The following is a 10116-nucleotide window of genomic DNA, read 5'->3' on the forward strand; positions in this document are numbered from 1 at the left end:
TGCGCTCCACTTTGGCCCGCGATAAAAGAAGAACAGGTCGAGGAAGAGCTGCTCGGGGATGTGGTACTCGCGCCGCAGATTGCCCGGCTGCTGGCTGTGCCAGCTTGCGCCCAGCCCTGCGCCGAAGCCGGATTTGAGTTGGTAGGAGCTGCTCGCGTTTACGACCAGGCGCGAGTGCCCCGGGAGCCGGTAATCGGCTGGTGGCAGCTTGTCCCAAGTGAAGCCGCGTCCATTTCCGAGGCCGCCCGGGCCTGCGCCCTCCGCGTAGATATTATAAATGGAGCTGCCGCTGGATTGGCTGGCCGATGAGTGGTCGAAGCGTGCGTCGGTGAGGGCCAGGTTGAGCGTGGAGCTCAGCCGCGCGTGCGGTTGGTAAACGAGCTCCACTTCGGCGCCGCGTGCCTTGCGTTTTTGGAGACGGCCGCCGCGCTCCAGTTGGCCGCGCCGCTGGTCGAAGAGGGCGAGGCCGAGGTAGAGCGCGTTGTCGCGCAGGGCGAGCTTGGCGCCCAGCTCGGCGAGCTCGCTCAGGTTGCTGAAGTTGCTGGCGTCGATCACGCCGCGGGTCGGGTCGCTCGGGTCGGCCTTGAGCATGATGCCGCCGCCGCCCGAATTACCGCTCACCGCGTAGGCGCGCTGGTAGGTGGCGTAGAACGACACGCGCTCGTCGAGGGCGCGCGGCTTGTAGCGCAGGCTGGCGTTCCACGACAGCTCGCTGGAGCTGTGCTTGTCGTGCCAATCGGTGCCGACCGCTTCGTCGAGCAAGTCGCGCGTTTCGGCCACGAAGCCGTCCAAGCGCAGTCCGGTGAGGAGCGCGAGCGAGTCGCCGATCTGCACATCATCCTGCGCAAACAGCGCGGGGTTCCACAGCCTGGAGTGACCGGTTTCCGGGTTTCCAAACGAGGCCGGGAAAAACAGCCGCCCACCCGGCCCCGGGTAACCCTGCAAGTACGAGCTCGGGTAGTCGCGTGGATGGTTGTAGCTGTTGCCGTCCGGCCCGGGAGGGGCGCTCAAGTCGTACTGGAAGATGTATTCGTTGAAGTAGTTTTTGTAGCTCTTGTTCTCCTCGTAGCGGAGCGTGCCGCCCGCGATCAGCGCGTGGGCGAGGCCGCCCAGGTCGAACTGCGCGTGCCACTCGCTGCGGTTTTCGATCATGAGCTGCTCCACGTATTCGGCGTACTCGTCGGTGTGATAGCGGCGGCGGTGGACGAATTCGGTGAGCGTGCGGTTGACGAATTTGCGCGAGGCGCCGGGCCGCGATGTGGCGATGAACTGGGCGCGGGCGAGCGTGGCGTTGGAGAAGTCTTCGGCGGAGAGCAGCGTCGCATCGCGGCGCAGTCGCACGGGCGTTTGGGCGGTGAGCGTGCCCGCGATTGCGCCCGTGTCCGGATTGATGCCGAGGTCGGGCAGCGTGCCGCCGTAATAGAGGCCGTGGTCGATGAGCTCCTGGCTGGGCCGGTTTACGCCGAGGAGCTGAGGCGCGGCTTGCCAGAGTACTTGCAGGTTGGCGTCGAGCGTAAGCGCGCCGCCTGCGCGCGGGTTTTGCGTCCATGCGAGGAAGAGGTCCTGGCGGTCGTCGCGTGCACCCGGGCCCGCGCGGCGAAAGAAGGTTTTGTCGTACTTGCCTTCGTAGCTGATCCGCCACGCAGAGCGGCCACTTGGCGTGGGCGCGCTGGTGTCGATTTGCCACGAGCCGTTGAGCCAGGAGGAAGAGCCGGAGCCGCCGCCGGGCACCCAGGTGCCGACGCGGAGGGTGAGCGTGGTCTGCGGCGTAAACTGCGGGCGCTTGGTGACGTAGTTGACGTAGCCGCCGGTCATGAAGCCGCTGCCGTAAATCGCCGAGCCGGGCGCGCGCACCACGTCGAGCGATTCGACGCCGTTAAACGACGGGAAGACGCCGAAGCGGTTGTAGCTGATGCGCTGGCCGTTGACGAAGGTCTCGGCGTTGTCGCCGCGAATCCGCGGGCTGGTGAGTTTCCCGTAGCTGGAGTTGGCGGCGGTGCCCGGCGCGTAGGCGGTGAACTCGTGTACGCCGCCGATGCCGCGCTCGCGCAGCAGCGCCTGTGTGATCGTGGAGGCCGAGCGCGGCGTATCGAGCGGGCCGCGCATGTCGCCAAAGAGCCCTTCGCTGGCGCGCACCAGCGGGTTGATCGAGTCGTCGAGCGGGAGGCCGGCGACTTCGAAACGGTCGAGCTGCACGAAGTCGTCGGCTGCATCGAGTCCGCCACCGTGGGCGGACGGATAGGCGGTTGCTGCGGCGGCGGAGACGTGCGCAGCGGGCGCCGAAAAAACGGCGTAGCTGGCAGCGGCGAGGAGCGCCGCGCGGCGGAGTAGGGAGGGTTGCATAAGTGGTTTGCTTGGGTGGCCTTCCGCAGCGATGGCGGGCAAAACGGGAGCGTATCGCACCGCAAACCCTCCGCTGAGGAGCTCCCTACAGGCGCGCTGAGGGTAGGAGTACTTAGTCCTGCCGAGGCAAGCCCGCTTTCAGTTGCCGCGATTTTCGCTCCCCGTGCATGCTGCGCTGTGCGGCCCGAGCCTGCCCGGCTGGCGACTGGCGGTTAAAGTCCGCACGCCGAAGTTTGTGTGTTTCCTGCGGGGCGAATTTGCAGTTTTTCGTATATTGGATTATCCCGTCAGCAAGATCACGGTTGTAGGGAACTTCGCCATTATCACGCTTACTTTCAGGAGGTAAAACGACATGAAAACGACGACTGCTTTTATCCTCATCTCTCCCTTGCTGGGGCTGCTCACGGGCTGCGAGAGCCTCGGCGGTAAAAATGCCGCTGCGCTCGCCGCAGCGAATGCCGCGAAGGTGGAGGTCGAGCTGATCGCCCCCGAGAACTTCACCGATGTGAAAGACGCGCTGATCGCCACCGCGAAAGGGCAGGCTGCCAATGCCGAGCAAGTGCGCCGCTACTTGGTGGAGAGCAGCGCGCGCCACGTGCCGGAGGGGCAGCACCTCAAGATCACCGTCAAGGACATCGATATGGCGGGCGACTACGAGCCTTGGGGGCGCGCGCAGGACATCCGGCTCGTCAAAGGGATCTACCCTCCGGTGATTGAGCTGGACTTCGTGCTGAGCGATGCATCCGGCGCAGTGCTGAAGGAAGGCTCGCGGCGGCTCCACGATCTCGCGTTTCAGATGCGCCTGGACAATCGCCAAAACGATCCGCTGCGCCACGAAAAAGGGCTGATCGACGATTGGCTGCGCAGCGAGTTCGGGCCCCCGCAGCCGAGCAAAAAACTCGCGCTGAAGTAAGGCGCGGAGCGGCGGGGGGGCACCTGCGCTTTGAGTCGGGCGGGTGCGTTGTTCGCGTTGGCGCGTCTGCGAATGGGAGACGTTTTCCGCGTCTCCCATTTTTTGGCCTGTGCGTCGGGAGCGGGGGCAGAGGGGGGGAGTAAGAGTGGCTTCTGGCTCCCCTAAGTCTCTCTTATGGCAATAAATGCGTAGTAACTGTACTTGTGTTGGGTAGCTTCCGCGGCATCCAGGTAGCCCTGACCCTGGGCCGTTTCGACTTCGGGATTGATTCGAGCGAAGCGGCTTTCCTGTAACCCAACCAAACCCAAGCGTATGAAACTGCACAAATTGCTTGTGCCCACATTACTGGCCTTCGGAGTGCCTCTCGCGGGCCTCGCCCAAAACGCGTCGGGCCTCAGCGGCCCTGCCGACCAGGCTCTCGACGAAGAGCTGGTCTACCTGTCGCCCTTTGAGGTCTCGGCGGAGCGCGCGAATGCCTACACTGTGCCTGTCTCCACGAGCGGCGCGCGTATCCGCCAAGCGCTTATCGACACGCCTGCGACGATCAATGTCGTCTCCGGCGAGTTTATCCGCGACATAGGCGCGACCTCCCTGATCGATGCGACCCAATACATCTCCGGCGTGGGGCATAGTTTCCTCGGCGGGGCCAGCGGGATCTCCGACCGGCAGGTGATCCGCGGCTTTGGGATCTATGGCTCGGCGATCGACAACTTCGTGACGATGAACTCGTTTCAGGCGAACCTGGACCCGATGGTCATGGATCGCATCGAGATCGTGAAAGGCCCCAATGCGATCCTCGCACCGACCGGAGCGCCCGGCGGCTCCTCCACCGTGTTTACCAAGAGCCCGCAGTTTGAGCGCTCGCAGACGCTGCGCCTGGAGTTGGCCGATGAATATTTCGGCAACCGCATCGGCTACGACATCACGGGGCCAGTGCCGGGCACGGAGCGTTTTGCCTATCGGGTGATCGCGGGCTACCAGGATGCGCACTCCACTGTCCCGGGGAAGATTATCAACAAAACGCTAAACCCGATGCTGACGTGGGCGATCTCGCCCAAAGCCCAGCTCAAGCTAAAGGGCTACCTCGTAAACTGGAGAACTGAGGGCGCTGCGGTTTATCCGGCCCGACTGCGCTTGCGCCCCGATGTGGCGAGCGGGGGCGTGATCTCGCTCGATTCGGTCGACGAGCATTTCGTCTACGATGGGGCCAATGGCGCGAGCGATGCGGAGTTTCGCGACTCGCATGTGCGGCGCGGCACGGTCGAGTTTACGACCACACTCGGGGAGCACCTGAACCTGCGTCTGGCCGCCCTGCGGCACTACTCGCACCAGGAAGCGGGTGGTTTTGGTGGGAGTGACGATCCCAACAAGGTTCATCCCAAGGAGCGTTATAACCCGATGACGGGTGTTTACACACCCGGGCAGCGCTGGCTCTTGCAGAACCCGAGCCTGCCCCACGACTGGGTGACCAACCCCTATGTCGCGACTGCGGCTCCCGAGTACGGCACCTATGTTTCCCAACGCTGGGCGACCAGCCGGAGCCACTACTTCAACGAGGCGCACTACCAGATGGACCTGGCTGGACGCTGGGAGTTTGGCGGCGTGGGCCGCGATGCCTTGGCGACGCTCCAGCTTGTGGTCGGTGGGATGCGCGGCCGCTCCTACGACAAGCTGAGAGACCGGAAGAGTGCGCCCGGATCGGTCCCCGACTGGGACTTCAGCAAGCACCCTTACCCGACCGATAATCCCGGCCGACCGGATGGTGTGGATAGTATATCGCGGCATCTCGTGAACCCGCGCAACACGAAGACCCAAGCTTACGGCACGACCCAGCTTGGCCTCTTCAAAGACCGCGTGTTGCTCAGCGGCGGCACCTCGCGTATTTGGGTAAACCGGCCCGACTGGCTAAACATGCTGACCGACACTCAGGGCGCTCCGCTGCGCGATCATCATGACACGCCTTTCTATGCGGCTCTCGTAAAAGTGCTCCCGCAGGTTTCCCTCTACTTCAGCCACTCGGAAAACGCCGAAGCGGGACTGGCGAATAACGAGGTGTTCTGGCAAAAGGGAGAGCAAGAGGAAGTCGGCCTGAAGCTGGAGCTCTTTAACGGGCGGCTCTCGATCACGAGCGCGTACTTCGACCTCAAGCAAGACCGCGTCATCACCACCAACCCGCTCTACTTCTTTGATAATACCGAGCCGGAGTACTTCCTTTTCGACATCACGAACAGGGGCTTCGAGCTCGATATCGTGGGCGGGATCACGCCCAACCTCACCGTCATCGGCAGCTTTACGGACATGAAGCTGCGCGAGCCCACCGGGATCCCGCAGCCCAACATCGCAGACACCACTTACAACGGCTTGCTCAAATACGGGTTCTCCCGCGGGCCGGTGAAGGGGCTCAGCGTGTTCGCCGGATTTAACCACGTGGGTAAAGTCGCCGGAGATCGGCCCGAGATGCAGTACACCGCTCTGGCCGAGCTCGCGCAGATCAGCTTCTATCTGCCCGCCCGCACGATCTACAATGCGGGCGCGAGCTACGACTACGGAGACCTGCGCTTGCAGCTCAACGTCGAGAACCTCGCCGACAAGAAGACCCTGTGGCAGGCAAACTCGCGCGGCAACTTCGCCGGATACCCGGGCCGCAATGTGCGGCTGACCCTGACCTACAGCTTCTAGCCGAAGCGGGGCGGCGGATACGCCCCCGAGTGAATGGCGGCGCGGCGCAAAATGCAGGCGCGCTGCCACAGCGAAGCGTTTTTGAGGATTACGACAGCGGGCTGCCCTTTCGGGGGCGGCCCGCTTTTTTTTGCCGGCCACGCAGCGGGCGGCGCGGGAAAACACAGGGCACAAAAAAACCGGGGAGTGGGAAACAACTCCCACACCCCGGTATGATTTTCTTTGGTTAAATCGCCCGACTCGGCTTTTGGGTCAGCCGGGTGAGCGGAGACCAGACCGACCGGCCCAGGGCCTTGGGAAGGCTCACGACCGTGCGTATCCAGTTCTGGTTATCAAGTGTTCGCATGGCAGCGGCAGGAGCCTCTACCCGGCGCGTGGCCGAGCATACCCCGACGTTGCGGCGCTTTGGCCAGCCGAGGTCCTCAACCTGCGAAACGCTTTCACGCTCACTGGTCGAGAGGACTGCCCCCGTGGCACCGAAGCCACCGGGCTGCATAACGAACATGATCTTGGTCTTTGTGTTCATGGGCGGACGGAGGGATCGGCTAATCCCAATCCCTCGTGGCCGACCACAAACACGGGTGGTAAAGAACAACGCCGCCACCGTGCGCTCCACGTAAACTCCGTCAAGCAGATGTTCGCCCCCGTTACACAATTGTTGCAGGCGCACCTGGAGCCGGCCCTTTGCCGTGCGTTCGGCCAACGAGCCGAACGCAAAATGGCCGAGGTCACCGACCTCCCACTGCGCGTGGAGCGGTGGCGGGTCGCCACTTCCATTCAATTTGCGGTTTTGCCCGTGCGCTGTGCGCCCGGAAAAAATCGCAAATTTACATGAATTCCCCCTGTCGTTTCACGACAGGTGCCGGAGCCCAAAACACGGATGAAGCGTAAACCCATTTGGGCTCGGCGAAAAAGTTTACGTGTTAATCTCCTACCCGACCAGAGGTCGGGCTTTTCCAACTGTGCGGTTCGTGCATCGCGCGGAACGCGCGATGCACGAACCGCACAGTAAATGGCAGGGGACACTGACGAGCCGCCAACGAGCGGCTCGCAAAATAAAAGGGTCGAAGACCCCGCTCCACGCGTAGTGGGAGGGAATCCTTGCGACTAGGTGCCGCGGAGTTGTTTGCGCAGGGTTTTGTTGATTTTTTCCAGGTCGCACTGTGTGGGGTCGTAGCTTTCGCCGAGCCACTGGAGCCATTCTTTACCGAGCTCGGATTCGGGCTCCTGGATGCAGTGGAGCATATCGGCAAAGGCTTCCAGTCCGCCGCAGTCTTCGGGTGGGCCGGCGCGCTCGCCTGCGATGCATTGCGGGTAAGCGTGGCCGGGCTCCACGGGCCCGACCTTTTCCAGTGTGATGCCTACGCGCCACGTCTCGCCAAAGTGGTATTCGTAAACGAATTCGCCGAGCTGCTCCAGATTGAGATCGACCAGTGTGATGTCGCGGTCGTCCTCGACGAGGAGCTCGCCCTGCTGCACGGGGCTTCCTGCGCGCATGTCGCCGAGCAGGAAGGTGTGTGTCTGGTAGTCGAACCAGTCGAAGAGCACCTGTATCGCCTCGTGCAGTTGCGAGAGCCACATGCTCTCGCGCACGACGAGCCGCCGCCAGATGGGCGGCTCCGAGCCGATGATCCCCAGGCGCAGGAGGAGCACCTTATCCTGCGCCTTTTTGCCGGGCTTGGCGCCCCCTCCTTCGAGCAAGGAAATCATGGCGCGGCAGCCCAACCCAAGGTCGCGCGAAGATCAAGTGCGGCGGCGCGCAGTGAGAGACTGGCGTCCCGCTCGAAGAGCTCGCCCGCTCGTCGCGCTGGAGGCAGAGCCGCCGCCGCACAGGCGAGCGGGGCGAGCCTTGGCGCTGCGTGCCGCATTCCGCGCATTGGCTAGAACCTGCGCTTGAGGTAGCCTTCGAGTCGCAGCGGCAGCTCTTGCCAGATGAGCATGTTGCTCGAAAAACTGTCGCCATTGTGCGTCCAGTTTTTGCGGTCGAGTGCGTTGAGCACGTCGAGGTTCGCGCTCCATTTTGCCCCTCGATAAAAGAAAAACAGGTCGAGGAAGAGCTGCTCGGGGATGTGGTACTCGCGCCGCAGATTGCTCGGCTGCTCGCTGTGCCAGCTTGCGCCCAGCCCCGCGCCGAAGCCGGATTTGAGCTGGTAGGAGCTGCTCGCGTTTACGACCAGGCGCGAGTGCCCCGGGAGCCGGTAATCGGCTGGTGGCAGCGTGTCCCAAGTGAAGCCGCGTCCATTTCCGAGGCCGCCCGGGCCTGCGCCCTCCGCGTAGATATTATAGATGGAAGTGCCGCCCGACTCACTGGCGGTCGAGTGGTCGAAGCGTGCATCGGTGAGGGCCAGATTGAGCGTGGAGCTCAGCCGCGCGTGCGGCTGGTAGACGAGCTCCACTTCGGCGCCGCGCGCTTTCAGCGCTTTGCGCTTTCCGCCCAGCTCGATCTCGCTGCGCCGCTGGTCGAAGAGCGCGAGGCCGAGGTAGAGCGCGTTGTCGCGCAGGGCGAACTTGGCGCCCAGCTCGGCGAGCTCGCTGAGGTTGCTGAAGTCGCTGGCGTCGATCACGCCGCGCGTCGGGTCGCTCGGGTCGGCCTTGAGCATGAGGCCGCCGCCTGCTGAGTGGCCGCTCACCGCGTAGGCGCGCTGGTAGGTGGCGTAGAGCGACACGCGCTCGTCGAGGGCGCGCGGCTTGTAGCGCAGGCTGGCGTTCCAGGACAACTCGCTGGAGCTGTGCTTGTCGTGCCAATCGGTGCCGACTGCTTCGTCGAGCAAGTCGCGCGCCTCCGCGATAAAGCCGTCGAGCCGCAGTCCGGTGAGGAGCGCGAGCGAGTCGCCGAGCTGCACATCGTCCTGCGCAAACAGCGCGGGGTTCCACAGTCTGGAGTGACCGGTTTCCGGGCTGCCCAGAGAGGAAGGGAAAAACAGCCGTCCGCCCGGCCCCACGTATCCCGGCCAGTACGAGCTCGGGTAGTTGCGCGGGTGGCTGTAGTCGTTGCCGCCCAAGGCGGGAGGGCCGGGTGGGGTGCTCAAGTCGTACTGGAAGAAGTATTCGTTGAAGTAGTTCGTGTACGATTCGCGCTCCTCGTAGCGGAGCGTGCCGCCTGCGATCAGCGCGTGGGCGAGGCCGCCAAGGGCAAACTGCGCGTGCCACTCGCTGCGGTTTTCGACTGTGAGTTGCTCCACGTACTCGGCGTACTCGAAGTCGTGATAGCGGCGTCGGTGGACGAACTCGGTGAGCGTGCGGTTGACGAATTTGCGCGAGGCGCCGGGCCGTGAGGTAGCGATAAACTGTGCGCGGGCGAGCGTGGCGTTGGAAAAGTCTTCGGCGGAGAGCAGCGTCGCATCGCGCCGCAGTCGCACAGGCGTTTGGCTGGGGAGCGTGCCCGCGATTGCGCCCGTGTCCGGATTGATGCCGAGGTCGGGCAGCGTGCCGCCGTAATAAAGGCCGTGGTCGATGAGTTCCTGGCTGGGCCGGTTTACGCCGAGGAGCTGCGGCGCGGCTTGCCAGAGTATTTGCAGGTTGGCGTCGAGCGTGAGCGCGCCATCCGCGCGCGGGTTTTGCGTCCATGCGAGGAAGAGGTCCTGGCGGTCGTCGCGTGCGCCCGGGCCCGCACGGCGAAAGAAGGTTTTGTCGTACTTGCCTTCGTAGCTGACTCGCCATGCAGAGCGGCCACTCGGCGTGGGCGCGCTGGTGTCGATTTGCCACGAGCCGTTGAGCCAGGAGGAGGAGCCGGAGCCGCCGCCGGGCACCCAGGTTCCCACGCGCAGGGTGAGCGTGGTCTGGGGCGTAAACTGGGGTCGCTTGGTGACGTAGTTGACGTAGCCGCCGGTCATGAAGCCGCTGCCGTAAATCGCCGAGCCGGGCGCGCGCACTACGTCGAGCGACTCGACTCCGTTAAACGAGGGGAAGACGCCGAAGCGATTGTAGCTGATGCGCTGGCCGTTGACGAAGGTCTCGGCGTTGTCGCCGCGAATCCGCGGGCTGGTGAGCTTGCCGTAGCTGGAGTTTGCGGCGGTGCCCGGCGCGTAGGCGGTGAACTCGTGTACGCCGCCGATGCCGCGCTCGCGCAACAGAGCCTGCGTGATCGTGGAGGCCGCGCGCGGCGTATCGAGTGGGCCGCGCATGTCGCCAAAGAGCCCTTCGCTGGCGCGCACCAGCGGGTTGATCGAGTCGTCGAGCGG

6 protein-coding genes are annotated in these 10116 nt (G+C 64.0%); 2 read left to right on the forward strand and 4 right to left on the reverse strand.

All coding sequences use genetic code 11. The features are described 5' to 3' along the window. Window positions 1-2343: TonB-dependent receptor plug domain-containing protein (locus AXK11_RS00645; RefSeq protein ID WP_068628302.1), on the reverse strand; the 2343-nt coding region annotated here is incomplete at its 3' end. Between the two features lie 352 nt (window positions 2344-2695). Between AXK11_RS00645 and AXK11_RS00650 the strand changes: the two genes are divergently transcribed. Both AXK11_RS00650 and AXK11_RS00655 read left to right on the forward strand, forming a co-directional pair. Next, window positions 2696-3256: a DUF3016 domain-containing protein gene (locus tag AXK11_RS00650; protein WP_068628304.1), complete on the forward strand. Its 561-nt coding sequence runs from the start codon at window positions 2696-2698 to the stop codon at window positions 3254-3256. Between the two features lie 312 nt (window positions 3257-3568). After that, window positions 3569-5935: a TonB-dependent siderophore receptor gene (locus AXK11_RS00655; RefSeq protein ID WP_068628306.1), complete on the forward strand. Its 2367-nt coding sequence runs from the start codon at window positions 3569-3571 to the stop codon at window positions 5933-5935. A gap of 226 nt (window positions 5936-6161) precedes the next feature. On the opposite strand, the gene AXK11_RS09575 is transcribed toward AXK11_RS00655, so the two are convergent. The 3 genes from AXK11_RS09575 to AXK11_RS00675 all read right to left on the reverse strand — a co-directional run. Next, window positions 6162-6461 carry a hypothetical protein gene (locus AXK11_RS09575; RefSeq protein WP_156469114.1) on the reverse strand — a complete coding sequence of 100 codons (300 nt, stop codon included), beginning with the start codon at window positions 6459-6461 and terminating at the stop codon, window positions 6162-6164. A 581-nt stretch (window positions 6462-7042) separates the two neighbouring features. Next, the gene (locus tag AXK11_RS00670; protein ID WP_068628312.1) at window positions 7043-7645 is read right to left on the reverse strand and encodes a plasmid pRiA4b ORF-3 family protein; all 603 of its coding nucleotides are present in this window, start codon (window positions 7643-7645) and stop codon (window positions 7043-7045) included. Window positions 7646-7815: 170 nt separating this feature from the next. Further along, window positions 7816-10116 (reverse strand): TonB-dependent receptor (locus AXK11_RS00675; RefSeq protein WP_068628313.1); only part of this gene is annotated, 2301 nt, incomplete at its 5' end.

Origin of the sequence: Cephaloticoccus primus, from assembly GCF_001580015.1 — a bacterium.
In the GTDB taxonomy this organism is placed as follows: Bacteria; Verrucomicrobiota; Verrucomicrobiia; order Opitutales; family Opitutaceae; genus Cephaloticoccus; species Cephaloticoccus primus.

Bases quoted from the DNA above. Each gene is read 5' to 3' on its own strand.
- AXK11_RS00650 (WP_068628304.1), top strand. From the start codon at position 2,696: ATGAAAACGACGACTGCTTTTATCCTCATCTCTCCCTTGCTGGGGCTG.
- AXK11_RS00655 (WP_068628306.1), top strand. From the start codon at position 3,569: ATGAAACTGCACAAATTGCTTGTGCCCACATTACTGGCCTTCGGAGTG.
- AXK11_RS09575 (WP_156469114.1), bottom strand. From the start codon at position 6,461: ATGAACACAAAGACCAAGATCATGTTCGTTATGCAGCCCGGTGGCTTC.
- AXK11_RS00670 (WP_068628312.1), bottom strand. From the start codon at position 7,645: ATGATTTCCTTGCTCGAAGGAGGGGGCGCCAAGCCCGGCAAAAAGGCG.